Source organism: Roseibium aquae, assembly GCF_008711285.1.
In the GTDB taxonomy this organism is placed as follows: domain Bacteria; phylum Pseudomonadota; class Alphaproteobacteria; order Rhizobiales; family Stappiaceae; genus Roseibium; species Roseibium aquae.
Genome location: NZ_VXDC01000005.1, coordinates 1 through 20194, shown reverse-complemented (window position 1 = coordinate 20194; position 20194 = coordinate 1). Strand labels below are relative to the sequence as shown.

The window sequence follows — 20194 nt, the reverse complement described above, 5'->3', positions numbered from 1 at the left end:
AATTGATGCAGGGCGGTGCATGCAAGGCCGCGCGGGCCGGATTCTCGCTCTGGATGACACCGGCCACCCATGAAGACAAGACCATGACCAAGGTTTCAATTGCCATCGCCAGCATGGGCCGGGACAGCCTGGCGGATACGTTGCGGTCTTTTACGCGCCTGCATAGCCGGAATGCGTTCGAGCTCGACGTCGTTATTGCGGACGACTCCCGCGACGGCGCCGCCGGCAGACTGGTGCGCAGCCTGACCGGGGGCAGCCTGCCAGCGGACGGACTGGCAGGGGACGGACTGGCAGAACAAGGACTGACGGGGACCGATCTGCCCGTGCGGGTGCTCCCGGTTCATGCCGGCAACATTTCCAAGGCGCGCAATGCGCTGCTCGATGCGGTTGGCGGCGACTGGCTGGTTTTCGTCGACGATGACGAATGGGTGGAACCCGACTGGCTGGAGCAGCTTTTTGCCTGCGCCCGGATGTTTCACGCCGATGTTGTGGTGGGGCCCGTCATTCCGCACTATCCGGACGGAACGCCGGATTGGCTGGTGAAAGCCAATCCGCTTTATGCGGATTGGGGTGCGCAGGGGCAGACGCTGACGACGGGCCGGGGCGGAAACACGCTGGTGCGGATGGCGCCGGTTCGGGATCTTGGCCTGCGCTTCCGGCCGGAGTTCGGCACCACTGGCGGGGAGGACACCGATTTTTTCGGCCGCGCGGCCGCCCAGGGCCTCAAGATCGTGGCCTGCGATACGGCCATTGCCCGCGAACACGTCCCGGCGGAACGGCTTGATTCACGTTACATCATGACCCGGGCCATACGCGCGGGACAGTCCTATGGGTTGCATCAAATGGCCGCACGGCCGGCACCCGGTTTTCGGCTGCTGTTCTGCGCCAGCGCGCTGGCAAAGACCGCGGCCGCCATGGCGCTAGCCCTCGCGGCGGCGCCCGTCTCGAAAGCGCGCGCGTTCCGCTACCGGCAAAAGGCCGCGCTCAATTGCGGCAAGCTGCGCGCCTGCGCCGGATTGCCGCTGGCCGAGCTCTACAAGGCTCCGTAGCGGTACCGGACCGGTCGCAGGGCCGCGAACACCGCTGCTTTGATCTTTTGGGACAGGGCCAGCCTGCGCGGCAGGTCGCGGGCCGGATCGAACGCCCGCGTCGGCGACCAGCGGGGCTGGAACCACGCGGCCCGATAGGCCAGTCCCGACGTGCTGGTGAACACCTTTGCGTAGTTTTCGGCCTTCAGGCTGCGCAAGACCCCCGCGTCGAACCGGCCAAAGGGCACCGCCGCTTTCGTGACCGGAGCCCCTGTCACGTCCTCCAGAGCCTTTCGCGCATCGACAAATTCGCGCTGCCGTGCGGCCGCGTCGAGGGTCCGCCAGTCCACATGGTCCCAGCCATGTGTCCCGATCTCCATGCCATGATCATGCATTTCCCGGACCTGCCGGCGGGTGAGATAGCCATCCTGGTCGAGGCGTCCGGCCAGAACGAAGAAGGCCCCCGTCCGTCCAGCGGCGATCAAACCCGGGAACCCGGTCCGGTAATCGGACGCATTGCCATCGTCGAAGGACAACTCGATCGTCACCCCATGGGCTTTCTCCAGGACGGGCAGCAGGTCGAGCGCCTTGGAAAAGACGTCCTCACCGACAAAGTACTGCTCCTCGCCGGGCTGCAATGGCGCGATGGGGGCGCCGATGCCGTGGAATGTCAGGAGACATGTCTGTGGAAGCATGAGGGAAGCGGACCTTGGTGAACGGGTTGCAAAGGGTGGGGCGGAGCGGATGGCCTTGCGGCGCAAAGGGGTGCGGCCCGTTGGAGTGGGATGGAAATGCGGTTCTAGGGCCCCGCAAACTATCAGGCGCAGGTCAAATTCACCACACCAGCGCATCGGGCGTTTTGGGTGAAACGTCCAGAGAAGTGCGGCCACTCAGGAAGCGATCAGATTGCAGCGTAGCTCGTCAAGCCGACCGGGGATGGCTCTATGGTTTTCCCGCCCCGGGGCTCCCGGCGCCAAGCACCTCGCGGTAAAGATCCTCATAGGCGGCACTGGCCTGGCGCCAATCATGCTGGCGCGCGGACCGCATGGCCTCGTCCCGCAAGGACGGTTGCCCGGACAAGGCCCCGAACACCCGAGTGATCGCGGCCGCAGCCTCCTGCGGGCATGAATAGTCCACGAGATGCATCGCGTCATGGCGGCGCGCAAGATCGCTGAAGGACGCGTTCGGATGCACCACCGTTGGCAATCCCGCGCTGAGCGCCTCGATTGCCGCCAGTCCGAACCCTTCGTATTCCGATGCGCTTGCAAACACCGAAACCCGCGACAGCAGATCCCGGACATGCTCCGTCGATGCCCCGGCGTGGACCGACACATGGTTCGCCAGCTCCCGGGCGGCGATTTCCCGGTGCAGATCCGCGGCAGTCAGATCCGCCGGGGCCCCCACGATGTGCAGATGCCAGTCCGGATCCTGCGCGGTCAGGCAAGCCATCGCGTCGAGCAACCGGTCGAGCCGCTTGTTGACGGAAAACCTCCCGATCGAGACGATGCCCTTGACCGGCTTTTCCGGGGAAGCCCCGGCGAACTTGGCGATGTCCACCCCGTTTTCGATCAAGCGGCACCGGCTGCCCGCGATGGGCTGGAAGATCTTAAAATCATTCGCGCCGCAACAGGCGATCACGCCATACTGGCGGATGGAGAGGCGGGTGAGCGTGTTCAGCCACAGCAGCTTCAGCCGCCGGAAGGTCTGGGTATGGAAGAAGCCGCCATGGGTGGTTGCAACGAGCGGCTTGCCGTGAAGGCCGCGGCCCAGCGCGAGCGCGTCGAAGAAAAAGTCCACACCGTGTACATGCACAAGGTCGGCTTCGGCCAGGTGCCGGAACACTTGAGGTGCAAACGGATAACGCGAGAGGCCGGAATAGGGAATCCGCGTTACGGCGATCCCGTCGATCGTTTCGCGGGCCGGAAGACGCCGGTCTGGCATCGTGAACAGCCGGTCCAGGGTCACGACCTCAACGCTCGCGAAGCGGCCGAGTTGGGACCGGGCGAGGTTCCGGACCATGTCCTCCAGGCCGCCGACACGGGGCGCGAATTGCCGCACCACATGAACGATCCGCATTCCGTCAAAGGCCTCGCTCATGGCATTCTGATCCGTTTTGTCCGATCCGGGCCAACGTGCCCTCGATGGCAAACCTGCTCCGGATCCCGAAGACCCCGGCACGCGGTCCTGATCCTGGCTCAAACCCGGCTTCTGACGGATATATAGACCGGTCACCCTGGTCCGGACCATATCGCTTTTTACGCGACACCGGGACCAGGTTTCAACTCTGCCGCACATACGGGAACAGGGACCTGAAAACCGGGACATAAAAACGGCAAGGGGGACTTGTGCGCGCGTTCTTCTTCGCGGCACTGTGCCGCGTGAAACAGGCGGCCGGGTTTTGGGCGTGGCCCCGGCCGCAATCCGGCGGCAGGGTCGCAGCCGGCACGGCCACGGACTGCGGACAGTCCTGGTCGATAGAAAGACATGATCGGCAGAAAAACATGATCGCCAGAAAAACATGGTCGCCAGAAAAACATGGTCCACGGAGAAACATGGTCTACAGATATTTCATGATGCTGCTGCATATCGGCCTCATGACCATGCCCGCCGCCGCCGCCATGACCTATCATCAGTGCCTGCGCGGCGCGAATGTCGCTGGCGGAGAGTTTGGCGAAAAGCATCTTCCCGGTGTTTACGGCCGCAGCCACAAGTTTCCCTCTGGCGCCACATTCGCCGCGCTGGCGGAGCGCAACATCAATGTGGTCCGCTTGCCGTTCCGGTGGGAACGGGTTCAGCAAGACCTGTTCGGCCCGCTGGACGAGACGGAATTCGGACATCTCGATGAGGCTGTGCGTCAGGCAACCAGCCATGGGCTGACCGTTATCCTGGATCCGCACAATTACGGCGGATACCATGACGGCAAGATCGGAACCCCTGCGGTTCCCATCGAGGCGCTGGCCGACCTGTGGCGCCGGCTGGCGCCCCGCTACGCGGATCGGGAGGACGTGATATTCCTGCTGAACAACGAACCCGAAGGCCTCACCGCGGCCACATGGCTTGCCGCCGCAAACGCGGCCATCGCCGCGATCCGGGAGACCGGGGCAAACAACCTCATCATGGTGCCGGGCACGATCTGGACCGGCGCGTCCCACTGGTTCGCCAGCCAGGAGGGCGGATCGAACGCGCAGGTGATGACCGGGGTCGCCGATCCGCTTGGCTATTTCGTGTTCGACTTTCATCAGTATCTGGACCGGAACTTCTCCGGGAAGGACACCACCTGCCCCCGGACGGACGACGCGATCGCGGCGCTGGACAAGGTGACCGGCTGGCTGGTGGACCATGGTTTCCAGGGGTTTCTCGGGGAATTCGGCGGATCGGACTCCCCTGATTGCCTGGAAGGGCTGAAGCAGGTGACCGCCTATGTAGATGGACGCGGCGATGCCTGGATCGGCTGGGCCGCCTGGGCCGCCGGGGAATGGTGGACCGGCTACCCCCTGTCCATCCAGCCGCAGGACCCGGATGGCCCCGAGGGCCCGCGCGGGCTTGAAGACACCCCGCAGATGCGCGCGCTGCTTCCCTCCTTCAGGGCCAACAGCGGGCTTGCCTGTGCCGTCCAATGAGTGTGCCAACAGCGTCCGCCGGATTTCATCTCTTCGGCGGCGCGGCCGCGGGGGGCCGCTGACATGAAAAGCCTTCTCGGGTCCGCCGTCTTCAGCACCCTGGCGGCGGCCGCTTCCCTGATCTCGGGGTTCGCCAGCAGCGTCATCGTCGCCCGCCTGCTCGGGCCCGAAGGCGCGGGCGTCGTCGCCTTTGCCATCTGGCTGACGATGACAGGCAGCATGGTTGTCAATTTCGGCTCCAGCGCGGTTTTGCTGCGCTACAGCAAGCGGTTCGACGAGGACGGCTGTCCCGGCGGCGGCCTGGCGCGGACGGCGGCCTGGCGGTTCACTCCACCCTTGATCCTGTTCTGCGCGGGCCTTCTGGCCTACGGCCTGCTGCCGCAAGAGGCGCCCGATGCCTATCCGGCCAGTTTCTGGGCCGTGACCGCCGCCCTTGCCGCCGCCTTTACCCTCGCCGCCCAGGCCATGGCCGCCGCCCGCGGCCTGGACCGGTTCAAGGAGACGACGAAACTGGCCTTCTGGGGCTGCCTGCTCCAGTTGCCGCTGGTCGCGCTTGGCGCATGGACCTTCGGCGCCGCCGGCGCGCTCCTGGGCTATGTCGCCCGGCATGTCCCCCAGGCGCTGCGGTTCTGGCATTATGCGCGCGGGCGCAAGGGCCAGAGGCCTCCGGTCATGACCGAGAAAATGAAGACCCACGCCCGCAACAGCTGGATCTCCGAAGTGATCGGTGCCCTCGTCTGGGGCCGGATCGAAATCCTGTTCCTGAGCCTGTTTTTCACTGCCACCGTGACCGGATACTATGCCGTCGGCCTGTCCCTGGCCGCCCTGGTCGTCCAGTTGCCCTCGCAGATGGTGGCCGGGCTCACACCGCATATCGGCTTTCACCGGGACCGCGGTAACATGGACCAGATCCGGGCCACCTACAGCCGCGTGTTCCGCTGGATGAGCATGCTGATCCTGCCGATCTGCCTCGGCGGCTTCGCCGTCATGCCGGCCCTGCTGCCGCTCCTGTTCGGGACGCAGTTTCAGCCCGCGGTCGGCCCGGCCGGCATCGTGCTTCTGGCCTCGATCCTGACGGCCCTTTCGGTGATCCCCTCGCACATCATCAATGCATTCGAACGCACGGACATGTATCTTCTGGCCTCGCCGGTGACGGCGGCCGTTTCGATCGCACTGCTGCTCGTGCTGGTGCCCTTCCACGAGACGGAGGGAGCCGCCGTCGCCCGCCTGCTGGTCCATTTCATGTGGTTTGCCTGGCTGCTGGCATTTTGCTGGACCGCGCTCAAGATCGCGCCGCCCCTTGCAAGCCTGGCGCGGATCCTGGCCGCCGGCCTGTGCTGCGCGCTGGCGGCCGCGCTGACCCTGCACCAGATCGATCAGACATGGACCGGCCTGACCGGTGCCATCGCCGCGGGCGGGGCGGTCTATCTCGCCGCACTGCGCCTGTTCGGCTGTATCGAGCGCGCGGAGATCGACGGGATCGCGGCGAACGTGTCGGGCGTCCTGCCGCAGCGCATCGCCCGGCCCGGGATCGCCCTCCTGCGGCTGCTCGCCCGCTGATCCCGCGCATCGGGCGTTTTGGAAAACACCCAAAGCCGGCAACTCAAGAACCGATCCGTTTTGGGAAGAAACCGCGCCAGGCGGATCGCCGGCTGATCTAGAGCATTTCTCGTGAAAGCTGAATCACTTGAAATGCTCTATGTTCCTGTTTTTACGCAATTTCGCGAGCGTAAAAGTCTCCAACTTTTACTGAAATTGCTCTAGGCGGCTTGAACGGTCAATTGATCAAAATCGGAATCGCTTAAGGGCACGTCGAACTGAACGGCGACATCGTCCTCCGTCTGCCGGACAACCTTGCAGGTGACCTTCTGGTAATTCGACAATTCGAGAACCAGCGCCTGACCTGCTGCCAGCGAACTCACGTTTTTCAGGCGCGCGCCCGTTTTGCTGATGTTGACGAACTGGGCGTTCTGACGCGCTCCGCCGGCGTTGACGATGGCCACTTCACTCAAGGCAATTCTGAGCGCATTCCGGCGCTGGGTGACATCTTCAGAGACCTTCTTCAGGAACGTATCAACCTCATCCGCCATGTTGCGGGTCGCCGTCGTCAAGACGCTCGCCGCGTTTCGGACCGTATTGGCTTCCTCATTGGTCGTGGTGATCGCGCCGGTCACGGACTGGACACTTGTCAGCACGGTTGCGGCCCCGGCCGAGGCGGAAGAAACCGATTCCGCGATCTCCCTCGTGGCGTTTTTTTGCTGCTCGATCGCTTCGGCGATCCCGATGGTCAGCTGCTGGATATCCTCGACAGCGTGCGAGACTTCCTCGATCGAGGCCACCGTGGTGTGGGTCGAGGTCTGGATATCCGCGATTTGAGAACTGATTTCATCGGTCGCGCGCGCGGTCTGGCTGGCCAGCGCCTTGACTTCGTTGGCCACAACGGCGAACCCGCGGCCGGCTTCCCCGGCCCGGGCAGCCTCGATCGTTGCATTGAGCGCCAGAAGGTTGGTTTGTTGGGCGATATCGCTGATCAGCTTGACCACGGCCCCGATGCGATCGACCGAGCTGGTCAGGAGTCTGACCTGCTCATTGGACGCCTGGGACCGCAAGGCGGCCGACCGCATCCGGTCCTGGGCCTTTTGCGTCTGATCGGCGATCCCGGTGATCGAGATGGCAAGCTGTTCGGCAGCGGCGGCCGCCGTTTCAACACCGGAGGCCGCCGACCCGGTCGCCTGATCGGCATTGACGGCATGGCCCGTCGCGGTCTCGGCGGCCGTGTTGAGTCGCTTGGACGTATCCAGCAGGGCGTGCGCCTGCTCGCTCACCTGCCCGGTCGCGGTTTCCAGTGATCCGGAAAAGTTCCGGATCACGTGTTCCATATGGGTTTGCCGCTGGCGTTCGCGGTCGCGTTCCTCGACGGCGCGCCGTTCCAGGGCGACCCGTTCAAGGGCGTTGGTCTTGAAGACATGAAAGGCGCGGGCCATGTCGCCGATCTCGTCGCGCCGGTTCTGATCCCCACTGTCGATCTGGGTATCGCCGGAGGCGAGCCGCCGCATTTGCTCCGCAAGGCGGGACAGACGGCCGGAGACCTGAACCTGACTGAAATACAACTGCCAACCGCACACCATCACGACAAGCACCAGCAAGCCGGAAAAGGCGATCAAGCGGGTCCAGAAACTCCGATTGTACTCATCCAGGAACGCCTTTGTCTGGTCTCCGGCCTGGATCGAAAGATCGACAGCCAGATCGAGGGCAGAGGTGGACCGTGAAAAGAAGTCCTCAAACGAGACCGGGTAGGGCCCCTCGCTTGTGTCGTGGTTCAAGAGGGCTTCCCGAAGCGCCCGGTAGTCCTGAAAGTACCCCGTCTCCAGATCTGCAATTTGACTTTTTACCGTTTCACTCAGACCGTCGAACTGCCCGAGCGCCTTCAGCCGGAGCATGGACGTCGCCGCACGATTGTGAAGCTGCTTCATTTCGCTGCGCCTTGCGGCGGACATCGGTTCGCCACTGGCTGTCGCGATGGCCAGATAGGTCCGCTCCTGACCGCCGAATTCGCGCACCGCCCAGGCCTGGGCCTGAATGTCCAACAGGGTTTGCAAGCGGCTGGAAACGCGCATGCCATCGCTGCGGAGCAACGAGGGAACAGCCGACAATTCAACGATGGCGCCCTTAAGGGCGTTTGGCAGGGCTTCGATGTCCTCCGGATTTCGCTCGTCCCGCGGGCGGGCCAGAAGGGCGTCCGCGCGGCGGCGGATGTCGGCAATCTCCTGCTCCGCCGCGCTCAGCGCCCCGAGGGCGGACGTGACGGTTTCAGGATCGATGTCGATGCTGGCCAGAAGGGTACGGGTTTGCGCAAGACTGTCCGCAAAGACAGACCGCTGTTGCTCGATCAGGGCCCGAAACGGGGGAGCAATCGGATCGGGCAGGTTCAAGGTCACCTGCATCACCGACCGCTCCAGGGACAGCTCGATGGTGCCCTGGTTCAGGACGCTGCCTGTCTCCACGATACCGGCGGTGGCCTGTTGCTGGCCTTTTTCACGAAGCAGAACGGTGAACTCATAGGCGACCAGGCCGACAAAGAGGAACGCCAAAGACAAAGACGTTGCCAAATTGGTTTGACGGATATTCATGCAATCCCCACAAGCTCGCGCAGCGGCATCCCAATATATTTTCAGAATTACGAAGTTGGACTAATGCCAGGTTAATGTACGTACTGAACCGCAAGGGGGTTATGACCATGTCAGATTTGGCGGTGAGGGTCTTGGTTCAAGGCCTTTTGTCAGGGTCACGTGACCGCTCTCTTGTGAGCACCATGGCGCCCCGGCGCGGACCGCCCCTGGCAACGCATCGGCCGCAAACCATCCATCAGCAGATCCGGATGCATTGCCGTTGCGCCCGTGCTGTGGGATACGGAACCATGTCACACACTTGGTTCCACGCAGGCGTTGTCGGCCCTTGATTTTGCGCGATTTTCTCAGTTCGACCCTGGACCACATCCGGGGCCGGCCCAAACGGGCGCTTCCCACGATGTACCACTATGTCGGTGTGCTCACGGACGACCTCAGCGAGCTTGGCGTGACGGTCCGGCGGGCGGGCAAGCACATTTTGAAACTCAGCCATGGCGAGACAGGGCACACGGCCTTTCTGGTCGTTCGCTACACCACCGACACGGACTTGACCCTGCTGCAAGAGGTGGCGGGTCGGGGACATCGCATCGGGTATCTGATCGATGACGACATGTGGGCCATGGTTGCAGACACGGATCTGAGCGAGGATTACCGGAACCGGGTCCGCCATTTCCTCGACACGCACGTGACCCGTCTGATGCCGCTGATCGGCACGGTCTATGCCCCGAGCCATCAGATCCTTGCACGCATGAGCGATAAGGCCTGCGTGAAACTCGATCCCGCACACCTGTCACCGGTCTCGGATCTCGACCATTTCGCGAAGCCAGACCCCGTGAGGATAGTGTTTTTGGGCACCAGCACCCACCGCTCCGATTTCCGGGGCGTTCTGCCCGGCGTGCGCGCGGCGCTGGAGGCCGATCAGGCCCTGCACCTCACCACGCTTCTGGGAAAATCCGGTGAGGCGCTGATCCCCTCCGGTCCCCAGGTCCGGCATATCGGGGATATGTTTTTCCCCCGCTTTCAGACTTGGCTGTCGAGGCAGAGATTTCACATTGGCCTCGCCCCTTATGCCCCCAACCCGGTCAATGACGGCCGGTCCAACCTCAAGTTCCACCAGCATGCCATGGTCGGGGCTGCGGGGATCTACACCCGCACGGCGCCCTTTGTCGAGGCGGTGCGGCATGAGGCGACCGGACTGCTGGTCGATCACGCGCCGGAGGCCGTGCAGGCGGCGATCGCGAGCCTGGCCGCCGACCGGAACCGGATGCGCGATCTGGCGAAAGCGCAGATCAGCCGCAGCCGGGAACTGGGCGACCATGCCACCCTGGCGCGGCTCTTGTGCGGCACGCTGGGCCTCCTGCAGGAGTGACGATGACCGGTCAGGTGGTGCGGGTCCAAGATTGGGGTGATAGGTGGCTAGATTTGATTCCACCAGGTACGCGGACCGGGAATGCCTGAATGTTGGCGAAGTCGAAAACGCCCAGGACGCTTGCTGAGCCAAGGGCTATAGGCAGGGTCTTCAAAAACCTCTGTATTGTGCAGTCGCTTCAAAGCCTCTTTCTCCCGACCGAATTGGAGCCTTCGTTCCCGGCTTCGGTCCTTTCGGCGGCTGACAGATTCGTGATGAATGATTTCCGCATAAGGTGTCCAGACGGCGCGAAATCCGGCGCGATAGGCACGCATGCAATAGTCGACGTCGTTATAGGCTACGGCAAAGTTCTCCTCGTCCATCAGTCCGACTGTCTGTCTGCAAGCCTCAGAAATCAGCATCACCGCTCCGGTCACGCAAACCATCGAATTGCGTGCCTTCAACCGGTCGAAATGGCCACCTGTGTCGCGCGGAAGCTTGTAGTACCAGTGGCTCGCAAGCTGCCCCATGCCGACAATCACACCTGCGTGCTGCAAACGCTCGTCCGGGTAGAGCAGTTTGGCTCCGACTATGCCCACGCCGTCATAGGAAAGGCAGGCGACCATTTCTTTCAGCCAATCAGGCTCGATCACCTCGATGTCGTTGTTAAGTAGAAGCACATGCCCGTTCGGAAGGGCTGAGAGACCCCGATTGACCGAGCGAGAGAAGTTGAAGGGCTCCATCTTGACCGAGTAGGTGAAATTCGAGAACCGATAGGACATCTCTTTGTAAAGATCGAGAACCTTTGCGTCGTCCGAGCCGTTGTCAACCACGTGGACGCGAAGCGCGGGGTAATCGGTTTTCTCAAACACGCCGGTCAAGGTCCTCCGGATGAGTTCGTATCCGTTACGGCTGGGAATGATCACATTGACCGGCGGCGCCAACCCGTCTCTTTTCGAACTCGCCTTTGCCCGAGGTGTCCGCCGGACAGGTCCTGCGCGCGTTGCAATCAGCGGATAGGGCAAATGCAAGATCCTGTACTCGTCAATCCTCTCGCAATAACCATCCAGAACGGCCCTGAAAGATGCAGCTTCGTCGTCGAACTCTTTTTCCAGTTGCTCGAGAAGGCGTTCCCGGCGAAACACGGCAAAGTCACCAATGTAGTCGATTTCAGCAAAAAGCACCGGGTCGAAGGCTGGCTTGAGCAGTGGCTTGCTCGGTCGCCCGGCATCATCAACGAGGAGCGCATCCCCATAGACGAGGTCGGCGCCAGCAGCGGGACCCAGGAGCACCCGGAGCAGAACACAGATGTTTTCCGGAGAAAGTCGATCGCCGGCGCGCAGGCGGGCGACAAAGCGACCTTTGGCCCGTGCAACGAAGTGCCATGTCAGGTCGGCATCTGCCAGCACTTCTACCTGCGGGTGCGAAACCGGTTGCGGTCTTCCGTTTTCGCAAAGGAGGGTGAGAACAACTGGCGACAAGGCTTGCTGCTGCGTTGCAATATCGCCGGGAGCAATGGCATGGGCGAGCGCCTGTGCGCGCTTCAGGAAGGAACGTGCCGACCAGGCCCTGCAAAACCGGTTCATGGAAGGTACACTCGGGATGCCGTCATTCCGTCGCTCCTCTCGGAACTGCGAAATGGTCTTTCAGATGGGAATAAACCTTGTTGCAGGCGGGAGGTCGCGGTAATTGATGCGCGGTGCGGTAATTTCCGGACCAGCCGGCAAAAATCGAGCCCCAGTTTGTTCATGCGATATCTGACACTTCCAGGATTCAAGAAAAAGAAATCACCTCTGCTCAGACGGGTAGCCCATCTGCGCAGCTTTGTCAGGTACGAGAAAGCCGGCATTGCGCCCCCCTGCGCAAGCATTGATTTCGACCAGCTGCGCATCACTTTCGTCATTCCCGACTTCAAACCGGGCGCCGGCGGGCACATGACGATCTTCCGCATCGCCCGTTATCTGGAAGAATTCGGCCACAGTGTCTCGTTCCTGATCCAGAATCCCTCCGAACACAAAAGTGGGGAGGCGGCGCGCGTAACGATCAACACCCATTTCCAGCCCTTCAATGGCAAGGTTGAGCTCTTTTCGGGCGAAACACCGGAAGCAAGCGGCGACGCGCTGATCGCGACCGACCGGTTCACCTGCTATCCGGTTGAGGCGATGGGGGGATTTTTCCGCAAGTTCTATTTCGTGCAGGATTTTGAACCCTCCTTCTATCCCGTCGGGTCCGAATATCTCCTGAGCGAGGCAACCTATCATTTCGATTTCGATTGCCTTTGTGCCGGCGAATGGCTGAACCGGATGATGCGCGAGCGCTACCGGCGCTGGTCCGTCTCCTGGCCGCTTGCCTATGACGCATCGGTCTACGGCCCCGGGGACGGAACCGTCAAACGGAGCGACGGGCGGATTGCGCTCTATGCCCGCTATGTGACCTCGCGGCGGGCCGTGGAACTGGCATTGATGGCGCTCGATATCCTTCAGGAACGCTGCGTCGCTTTCGAAGTCGATTTCTTCGGCTGGGATCTCGGTCACCTGGACGTTTCATACGGTTACCGCGACCACGGCGTGCTGGATGGCCCGCAACTCGCCGCGCTCTACCGGCAGGCTGCGGTCGGCGTTGTCTTTTCGGCCACAAACCACTCGCTGGTCAACAAGGAGATGATGGCCTGCGGCCTGCCCGTGGTCGATCTCGACCTCGAAACGGTGCGGGCGATCTTTCCTGAAGGCTGCATGGCCTTTGCCCAACCCACGCCGGAAGGTATTGCGGACAGGCTGCAAAGCCTGCTCGAGCAGCCGCAGCAGCGCGATGCGCTAAGAACCGCCGGCGAAGCCTTTGTCAATGATTTGTCCTGGGAGAAATCGGCGCGGATTGTCGAGGCCGCGCTGCGCGAGCGCGTCAGCCTCGCATCATCGCAGAAGGCGGCTCCATGACAGCTTTTCACTGCGCGGTTGTCATCCCGACAAAAAATGCCCTGCCAGGCTTGCGGCGGGTTCTTTCCAAGGTGCTCGCTCAGAAGACGCCTTGGCCCTATGAGGTTATCGTCATCGATTCCGGATCGCGGGACGGAACAGCGGAGTATCTACGCAAGCTTGACCGGGTGCGGCTGATTGAGATCCCGCCGGACGCTTTTGGCCACGGCAAGACCCGGAACCTCGGGGTCGAGATGGCGGATGCCAAATTCGTGGCCTTTCTGACCCATGACGCGGAGCCCGTGGAGGAAACATGGCTCGCCCGTCTGGTGGCGGCCGCAGAACAGGACGACCAGATTGCAGGAGTGTTCGGCCGACACATTGCCTATGCCACCGCCTCGCCCTTCACCAAGGACGATCTTGACCGGCACTTCGCCGGCTTTCTCGCCCATCCGCTGGTGGTGCACCGCGATCTCGATCCGGAGCGCTACGAACGGGATGTCGGCTGGCGGCAGTTCCTCCATTTTTATTCCGACAACAACTCGCTTCTGCGCAAGACGGTGTGGGACCAAATCCCCTATCCCGATGTGGAATTCGCCGAGGACCAGCTCTGGGCCCGGACCGTCATCGAGGCGGGCTATGCAAAGGCATATGCGCCGGACGCGGCGGTCTACCACTCCCATGATTTCAGCCCGCTCGAACAGTTGCGCCGGGCCTTTGACGAATCCCGGAACTTCAAGAAATATTTTGGCTATGATCTGTCGCCTGGCATCCTCCAAGCCCTGGCTTCGATTGTAAAACAATCCAGCCAAGCACTTAGTCAAACGCCAAACCCAGATCGATATGGGCGAACAACACTGCAAACAAGAAGCCTACGGGTTGCGCAGGGCGCAGCGCTGATCTTCGGACATTTTTTAGGGACCAATCATGACAAAATCCCCAAAAATTTCTCAGACAAGATTTCTTTAGATAGAAAGCTTTATAAATCATAACTCTACTTTTATAGATATCTCTTCAACGGTATAGTAGTGCAGACTTTAGGTTGATGTCGAAAACATAAACGCGCGTTTAGAAAATGAACTTCTGTGTATATAAAGATACAGGCGATGAAATTCATGGCTACTTTGTACCTGATGGGTTTTCGACAAAACCGATCGTCAGTGTACGGCTAAACGAGGATAATCAAGTATCTGAAATTCCTTGCTGGATATATGTGGAAGGGGCGAAAGCACAAGGCCTGCATGACACCGGAAATGTAGGGTTTGTTTTATCCGACGAAAACGTACCGGGCTTAAGTCTAGCGCATAACCTCGAAGTCTCTGACCCACATACAGGGCTCGTTTTTTATCGTCGCGCTCAACCTGGACAGTATATCCCACGGAAAATACTCAGATTGGAAACAGCTTATGTCCCTAATAGTGAAATCGATATCAGTCTAAAGCCGTTCTTTCAGTTTTTCGATCACAAAATCGAACACCACGGCTTCGAGACTATCCGCCAGATGCTTGAAATTTTGCATCAACCCTCGGTCTACGTTTCCGGGCGAATTCTACTGAAAAACTTCCGGGTATACATAGATTATAATATCGATAACACAATGATATCTCTACGGGATCCGTTCTACGAACTCGCGATGCGACTGTTCGTGTTTAGTCGGTATAACAAGTACAAATTCCAATTCGTAGCTCCGCGCGACCGCGTACTGTTCCAGCCGGTTATGGATTGGTTCGAAAACCTTTCTTTTGAAGACGAACAAGTCGTGACTAGGGTAATTCGGAATGCACCGAAAGATATCTTAACAAAACTAGCCTCCCCCTTCACTCAGCAACTTGTGGCCACAAATCCGAATGACCCACCGGAACTTGACCAGGTAACACTTGCTCTTGATCTTTTATCTCAGTTCACAATATTCGATGACGGTCAGGAGGATGGCCTGTATGCTCGAAAAATAGAAACGTTCCTTGATCTGCCACACGGGACCGTGCAACAGAAAGGTCGGCTCGAACCTGTTGATCAGTTGGCGACAATATTGCGAAGGATCGACCGGGTTCATCACCTTCTCGAGGCAGATTTAGTTCTACATCATTTCATCGAGAAAGCCGCGAAGCGGGCCAGTTGAAGCGAGCGGGATACAAGACCCCCAAAAGCTTATGAGGAAGAGTCAATGCTGTTCAAGTCGATGCAAAATATTGTCAAAAAAAACAGCCTTCTGTGGGGAGAAGAGGTCGCCGAGACTTACCATGCCGCTGCCGCACGCTGCATGCAGGAAAACTGGGACGCCATAATATTTCCATTACTGCAGAAACATAGCATCGATTATAGTGATGTCGTTGATTTTGCTTGCGGCTATGGCCGAAACACAGATATGCTCCTTAACCACGCCAGGTCCATAACGATGGTGGACGTGAATGAACATAATCTAGATTATTGTAGAAATAAATATGCAGACCATCAAAGTGTCTCTATTGTCGGATGTAATGGATATACATTAGAGGAATTATCGGAAAATCGATTTTCTTTTTTTTACACCTTCGACAGTGTTGTACACTTTCCGCCGGAAATCGTGAGATCCTATCTTCCGGAAATGCATCGGGTTCTCAAGAATGGGGGTTATGCCTTCGTTCATCACTCGAATTACACCGCAGGCGGAAAAGACAAAGACTTCCGCAAAAATCCACATTGGCGCAATTATATGTCGGCGGAGCTCTTCGCTGACTATGCAAAAGGCGCAGGATTTAATGTGATTGAGCAGTCACTCATAGACTGGGAGGTTGTAAATCTTGATTGCTGTACGATCCTCCAGAAGCCTTGAAGATATTGGGGCCAAAACCCGTTGATGGAATGGATTTGAATTAGCAAATCAGACTCAAGTTTCCAAATCAGTGATTTGGAGGCTTTTATGGGACACCTGTTTTGGCTGTCGGATGAGCAATGGGCGGCCATTGAGCGGTAGTCATCACCGAAAACCATTGGGTTGAAAATTGGACTTCTCCGGCCTTTGATGTGCTCTGAACCCCGAAAACTGGATTGTTTTTGATTGGAGCTTTCCGCGCTAGGATCCCGGCTGGCAGAAGGAGCGGAATTTATGAAGGCATCGAAGTTTTCGGACGCGCAGAAGGCGTTCATTCTGAAACAGGGCGATGATGGCGTACCGGTTGCAGAGATCTGCCGGAAGGCAGGGATCAGCCAGGCGACATATTTCAGCTGTAAAAAGAAGTATGCGGGTCTGTTGCCTGACGAGATGCGTCGGTTGAAGCAACTCGAGGATGAGAACAATCGGCTCAAGAAGATCGTTGCGGACCTGGGTAGTGTCAACATGAAGAAGACACGCAGAATTTACAATGAGTTGGGGCTTCAGCTCAGGAACAAGCACCCCAAGCGAAGGGTAAAAGCGAAGCTGCGTGAAGACCGCCAGGAAGCGGTTGCGCCGAATGAAGTCTGGGCGATGGATTTTGTCCACGACCAGTTGGCGACAGGCAGGAAGCTGCGCATCCTGACCATCGTCGATACCCATTCACGGCTCTGTCCGGCGACCGATCCACGCTTTACCTATCGCGGCGAGGATGTGGTGCAAACCCTGGAACGGGTTTGCGGCCTGATTGGCTATCCGAAGACGATCCGGGTGGACAATGGCAGCGAATTCATCTCCCGTGATCTTGACCTGTGGGCCTATGCAAATGACGCCACGCTCGACTTTTCTCGGCCCGGAAAGCCGACTGATAATGGCTTCATCGAAGCCTTCAACAGCAAGTTCCGGGCGGAATGTCTGAACACGCATTGGTTCCTGACGCTTGCGGACGCCCGCGAAAAGATGGAGGATTGGCGTAGACACTACAATGAGGATCGGCCTCATTCGGCGATCGGGTACAACGTCCCGATCGCGCTGCATAATCACGGTGGCATCCCCAGCCCGTCACCGTGAAACAAGCCGGAAAACTCCAACCTACGGCGATCCAGGGTTGGGTCTCAGTGCAGAAGCCGGAAAACTCTAGCCCACCTCGAGGGCACGTTGGGTAGCACTCCAAACGCCTCAAGGACTTCCGGCGCGTCGCAACCCGTTACGACAAACTCGCCAGTAACTTTCTGTCCGCTGTCGCCCTCGCAACACTCGTCGCATTCTGGCTATGATTGAGCCTGAACCCTAGGCTAGATGTAAAAAGTTCTTACAAATAGTCTCAATACGAAGGGCTGCTTTTCCGTCACCATATGGAGAAGCCCCAGATGCCATCGAGTCGTAAAGAATATTATCGTCTAGTAATTGATATACCCATTTTTTTATTTTTATTCGATCTGAACCGACTAATACTGCAACATTTGCTTCAATCGCTTCGGGGCGTTCGGTTTCGTTGCGAAGAACTAGAACGGGTTTACCTAGTGCTGGAGCTTCTTCCTGTATTCCACCGCTATCTGTCAACACAAGTCTCGATTTTTTTATCAGTGTGACTAACTCCTCATAATTAGCCGGAGGAATTAAATAAACTCTTTCTAGAGAACCAAGATAGCTTTGAGCCACACTTTTCACATTGGGATTTGGATGCACCGGATAGACAAACTCAAGATCTTTTCGTTCATCGTGCAATTCACGAATTGCTCTACAGATATTCTTGATAGGCTCGCCGAAATTTTCACGTCTATGAGCGGTCACAAGTACGAGGTCATTTTTATCAGAGGTAGGGTATTGACAGTGAAGATCACGCGCGGATACCTCCAACAATGCATCAATGACAGTATTACCGGTAAGATATACAGAATGTCGCGTTTTTCCTTCTTTCAGCAAGTTATCGAATGCTCTTTTCGTTGGCGCGAAATGAAGGGAAGAAACAATTCCAGCCACGATACGATTGAATTCTTCAGGAAACGGGCTTTTGATATCTCCGGTTCTCAAACCTGCCTCCACGTGGGCGATTGGTATTTGAAGATAAAAACTCGCTATAGCGGCTACCATGACGGAAGTTGTATCACCTTGAACAATCACCAGATCCGGATTGAGTGTTTCAAATACCGTTTCGATACCCTCGAAGATTCTGCTGCTCAATCCGCATAGCGTTTGACCGTGCTGCATAACGTCTAAGTCAATATCAACATTCAATTCAAAAATACTCAGAGTCTGAGCTACCAACTCTCTATGTTGACCAGTACTTACAACATAGACTTTCGCCCAATCGGAGTTAGCGAAAGATTTTATGACGGGCGCCATTTTGATGCATTCGGGTCGGGTGCCCACTATACAAACAATATTCTTCATCATTCATCCTACAACAAATCGAAAAACTGTATATCACAGATATAATTCAGAGTGAGTGACTATTCTATCCACTGCCATTTAGTTTTTGCAATACTTCAAAAATACTCTGCTCAACTGAAGATATACGATCTTCAATCTGAGACCCAGATATGATATTATCAAGCTCATACACACGGATTTTATCTAATCGTAAATCAGATATATCATTGTCACTGCCTACTGATACCTCATATAAAGCAGCTTCCTTAACGTCCGCCACAAGAGATGAACTTGTGTGGTGTTTGAGCCAGTTCACTCGCGTCTCATAAACGCACTCAACCTGTCCTGAAGTGATGTTAGTTAATTTTATCCATCCAATTTCCGTCGATTCACTGGCTAAGTCACATTCTAGTACATAGCGTCCGGGCCATAATTTAATCGTGGCGCGGCCAATTTTTGTGCAGAGATGGAGTTTTTGGTAGCTGTATTTCTTCTGAAGTCTTGGGGGTATAGCCAACACATTCGCCACCCCTTTCCGCTCATCATAAAACGAGCGATCCACATGCTCGTAAAGCGCTGCATCGTACAGTCTGTAACCGTTTCGCACTAAAATATCTATAGGATCCCGTTTAGCCCTCACATTGCCAATATCTTCGTATACCACTACAGGTTGGACTTCCTGTAGTGTTTTCTCTGCACCAACCAAAACATCATATTCAGCACCCTCAACGTCAATTTTAATTGCTGTCGGATTTATCTGTTTCTCGCTACAAAAATCATCTATAGAAATCGTTTTGACTGCAACTCCAACACTGTCTGCTTGACGCTCAATCAAACTCGAGCCGTGGCCATAGTAGCTTGGCTCACAAAAAAACTCTATTGACATGTCAGTTTGCGAATAAACGGCACGTTCATCAAGAACGACATTCTCTGCATTATTTACTTCTATAGTTCGACGGCACCATTCAGCAAGACGAGGATTGCATTCAAAAGCATACACCATCCCAGTTTTGCCTACCATGCGAGAAAGCGCAATGGAGACACCTCCTAAATTAGCGCCAATGTCCAAAACGGTGCAGCCATCCATGCAGAAGTCTTTTAAAGCAATTTGTACAGTACGCTCCCATAAAATAAGTTCTGAATATTTTTCGATTGTGCCGATTGGCCCTAGGTCGAATTCATCATATTCTGTCATGCCGCGTATCTTCTGTGAATTAACGAATATTTAGTTTTGCTAGCCACCCTCAGGATATAAAAGTCCTCTACATTCATTTGGCTGTGGAAGGATGCCTAATCTTGTCTCATGTGATAGATTGCATTTTAGCTTTCACTTGTCCATTGCCAATTGAACTCGATTGCTACAGCCTAAAGTATCCGTTTTGGTCAAGGAAGAGATGGGGCCCATTTACGTCCGTCTCTGATGAGTGCATTTGCAAGGATCATGAGCTTTCTAATGATTGCGGCTATGGCCTGTTTGGGGGGCTTTCCAGCGTCGAATTTAAACCGCGCCGGGTTTGCCGAAGGCTGTTTGGGCTAAGTTATACGGCCACGGCCTCTTGATCCAGCGTGGCGTAGTACTGTTCCTCCGCTTCAGCCGGAGGGATGTTTCCTATCGGCTCCAGAAGACGCCGGTGGTTGGGGTAATCATCCCCGAAAACCATTGGGTTGAAAATTGGACTTCTCCGGCCTTTGATGCGCTTGGAGAACGACATGAAGAAATCGAGATTCACAGAAAGCCAGATCCTTGCGATTTTGAAGCAGGGTGAAAGCGGCGTGCCAGTTGCCGATCTTTGCCGGGAACACGGGAGCAGCAACGCGACCTGCTACAACTGGCGGTCCAAGTATGGCGGCATGGATGCGTCCTTGATGGCGGAAATGAAGGCCATGGCCGAGGAGAACCGCCGCTTGAAGAAGATGTACGCCGAGATGGCGATG

The 20194-nt window shown here is 57.4% G+C and carries 16 protein-coding genes and 1 pseudogene; 11 read left to right on the top strand and 6 right to left on the bottom strand.

What is annotated here, in order from left to right; genetic code table 11:
• Nucleotides 1-5: 5 nt before the first annotated feature.
• Nucleotides 6-1049 (top strand): glycosyltransferase family 2 protein, encoded by a 1044-nt coding sequence (locus F0184_RS08965; RefSeq protein ID WP_150495850.1) that lies wholly within the window; start codon nt 6-8, stop codon nt 1047-1049.
• On the opposite strand, the gene F0184_RS08960 is transcribed toward F0184_RS08965, so the two are convergent.
• Nucleotides 1034-1723 carry a polysaccharide deacetylase family protein gene (locus F0184_RS08960; protein WP_172972058.1) on the bottom strand — a complete coding sequence of 230 codons (690 nt, stop codon included), beginning with the start codon at nt 1721-1723 and terminating at the stop codon, nt 1034-1036. The genes F0184_RS08965 and F0184_RS08960 overlap by 16 nt on opposite strands.
• A 247-nt stretch (nt 1724-1970) precedes the next feature.
• Nucleotides 1971-3125, bottom strand: coding sequence for a glycosyltransferase family 4 protein (locus F0184_RS08955; RefSeq protein WP_150495848.1), 1155 nt, complete (start codon nt 3123-3125; stop codon nt 1971-1973).
• A gap of 455 nt (nt 3126-3580) precedes the next feature.
• Here F0184_RS08955 and F0184_RS08950 point away from each other — a divergent pair, with 455 nt between their 5' ends.
• A complete protein-coding gene (locus F0184_RS08950) occupies nt 3581-4648 on the top strand; it encodes a glycoside hydrolase family 5 protein (RefSeq protein WP_150495847.1) in 1068 nt (355 codons plus the stop codon).
• A 63-nt stretch (nt 4649-4711) separates the two neighbouring features.
• On the top strand, nt 4712-6208 hold the full coding sequence (locus F0184_RS08945) for a lipopolysaccharide biosynthesis protein (RefSeq protein ID WP_150495846.1): 1497 nt from the start codon (nt 4712-4714) through the stop codon (nt 6206-6208).
• Nucleotides 6209-6408: 200 nt separating this feature from the next.
• Here F0184_RS08945 and F0184_RS08940 read toward each other — a convergent pair whose 3' ends face one another.
• Entirely contained in the window at nt 6409-8778 is a 2370-nt protein-coding gene (locus F0184_RS08940; RefSeq protein ID WP_150495845.1) for a methyl-accepting chemotaxis protein, read from the bottom strand.
• Nucleotides 8779-9109: 331 nt separating this feature from the next.
• Between F0184_RS08940 and F0184_RS08935 the strand changes: the two genes are divergently transcribed.
• Nucleotides 9110-10144, top strand: a complete 1035-nt coding sequence (locus F0184_RS08935) for a glycosyltransferase family protein (protein WP_150495844.1) — start codon at nt 9110-9112, stop codon at nt 10142-10144.
• Nucleotides 10145-10191: 47 nt separating this feature from the next.
• On the opposite strand, the gene F0184_RS08930 is transcribed toward F0184_RS08935, so the two are convergent.
• Complete coding sequence (locus tag F0184_RS08930; protein WP_150496114.1) at nt 10192-11709, bottom strand: glycosyltransferase; 1518 nt, start codon at nt 11707-11709, stop codon at nt 10192-10194.
• Between the two features lie 162 nt (nt 11710-11871).
• On the opposite strand from F0184_RS08930, the gene F0184_RS20515 reads away from it, so the two are divergent.
• From F0184_RS20515 to F0184_RS08895, 6 genes and pseudogenes are all read left to right on the top strand, one after another.
• Nucleotides 11872-13056, top strand: a complete 1185-nt coding sequence (locus tag F0184_RS20515) for a glycosyltransferase family 4 protein (RefSeq protein ID WP_172972057.1) — start codon at nt 11872-11874, stop codon at nt 13054-13056.
• Complete coding sequence (locus F0184_RS08920) at nt 13053-14027, top strand: glycosyltransferase family 2 protein (protein WP_150495842.1); 975 nt, start codon at nt 13053-13055, stop codon at nt 14025-14027. The genes F0184_RS20515 and F0184_RS08920 overlap by 4 nt, the downstream gene beginning before the upstream one ends.
• Nucleotides 14028-14110: 83 nt before the next feature.
• The gene (locus F0184_RS08915; RefSeq protein ID WP_150495841.1) at nt 14111-15154 is read left to right on the top strand and encodes a hypothetical protein; all 1044 of its coding nucleotides are present in this window, start codon (nt 14111-14113) and stop codon (nt 15152-15154) included.
• Between the two features lie 45 nt (nt 15155-15199).
• Nucleotides 15200-15847, top strand: coding sequence for a class I SAM-dependent methyltransferase (locus F0184_RS08910; RefSeq protein WP_150495840.1), 648 nt, complete (start codon nt 15200-15202; stop codon nt 15845-15847).
• 273 nt (nt 15848-16120) lie between these two features.
• The gene (locus F0184_RS08900) at nt 16121-16957 is read left to right on the top strand and encodes an IS3 family transposase (RefSeq protein WP_150495838.1); all 837 of its coding nucleotides are present in this window, start codon (nt 16121-16123) and stop codon (nt 16955-16957) included.
• Nucleotides 16958-17061: 104 nt separating this feature from the next.
• A pseudogene (locus F0184_RS08895) lies at nt 17062-17163 on the top strand (IS5/IS1182 family transposase); the annotation flags it as partial.
• Between the two features lie 13 nt (nt 17164-17176).
• Here the strand turns inward: F0184_RS08895 and wecB are convergent.
• Nucleotides 17177-18280, bottom strand: a complete 1104-nt coding sequence (wecB, locus tag F0184_RS08890; protein ID WP_206668326.1) for a non-hydrolyzing UDP-N-acetylglucosamine 2-epimerase — start codon at nt 18278-18280, stop codon at nt 17177-17179.
• Nucleotides 18281-18344: 64 nt separating this feature from the next.
• Complete coding sequence (locus F0184_RS08885) at nt 18345-19454, bottom strand: FkbM family methyltransferase (RefSeq protein WP_150495836.1); 1110 nt, start codon at nt 19452-19454, stop codon at nt 18345-18347.
• 515 nt (nt 19455-19969) lie between these two features.
• On the opposite strand from F0184_RS08885, the gene F0184_RS08875 reads away from it, so the two are divergent.
• On the top strand, nt 19970-20194 hold a 225-nt coding region (locus F0184_RS08875; protein ID WP_150495835.1), incomplete at its 3' end, for a transposase.

Excerpts from the sequence above, each read along its gene's own strand:
- F0184_RS08965 (WP_150495850.1), top strand. The coding sequence starts at position 6 with ATGCAGGGCGGTGCATGCAAGGCCGCGCGGGCCGGATTCTCGCTCTGG.
- F0184_RS08960 (WP_172972058.1), bottom strand. The coding sequence starts at position 1,723 with ATGCTTCCACAGACATGTCTCCTGACATTCCACGGCATCGGCGCCCCC.
- F0184_RS08955 (WP_150495848.1), bottom strand. The coding sequence starts at position 3,125 with ATGAGCGAGGCCTTTGACGGAATGCGGATCGTTCATGTGGTGCGGCAA.
- F0184_RS08950 (WP_150495847.1), top strand. The coding sequence starts at position 3,581 with ATGGTCTACAGATATTTCATGATGCTGCTGCATATCGGCCTCATGACC.
- F0184_RS08945 (WP_150495846.1), top strand. The coding sequence starts at position 4,712 with ATGAAAAGCCTTCTCGGGTCCGCCGTCTTCAGCACCCTGGCGGCGGCC.
- F0184_RS08940 (WP_150495845.1), bottom strand. The coding sequence starts at position 8,778 with ATGAATATCCGTCAAACCAATTTGGCAACGTCTTTGTCTTTGGCGTTC.
- F0184_RS08930 (WP_150496114.1), bottom strand. The coding sequence starts at position 11,709 with ATGAACCGGTTTTGCAGGGCCTGGTCGGCACGTTCCTTCCTGAAGCGC.
- F0184_RS20515 (WP_172972057.1), top strand. The coding sequence starts at position 11,872 with ATGCGATATCTGACACTTCCAGGATTCAAGAAAAAGAAATCACCTCTG.
- F0184_RS08920 (WP_150495842.1), top strand. The coding sequence starts at position 13,053 with ATGACAGCTTTTCACTGCGCGGTTGTCATCCCGACAAAAAATGCCCTG.
- F0184_RS08915 (WP_150495841.1), top strand. The coding sequence starts at position 14,111 with ATGAACTTCTGTGTATATAAAGATACAGGCGATGAAATTCATGGCTAC.
- F0184_RS08910 (WP_150495840.1), top strand. The coding sequence starts at position 15,200 with ATGCTGTTCAAGTCGATGCAAAATATTGTCAAAAAAAACAGCCTTCTG.
- F0184_RS08900 (WP_150495838.1), top strand. The coding sequence starts at position 16,121 with ATGAAGGCATCGAAGTTTTCGGACGCGCAGAAGGCGTTCATTCTGAAA.
- wecB (WP_206668326.1), bottom strand. The coding sequence starts at position 18,280 with ATGAAGAATATTGTTTGTATAGTGGGCACCCGACCCGAATGCATCAAA.
- F0184_RS08885 (WP_150495836.1), bottom strand. The coding sequence starts at position 19,454 with ATGACAGAATATGATGAATTCGACCTAGGGCCAATCGGCACAATCGAA.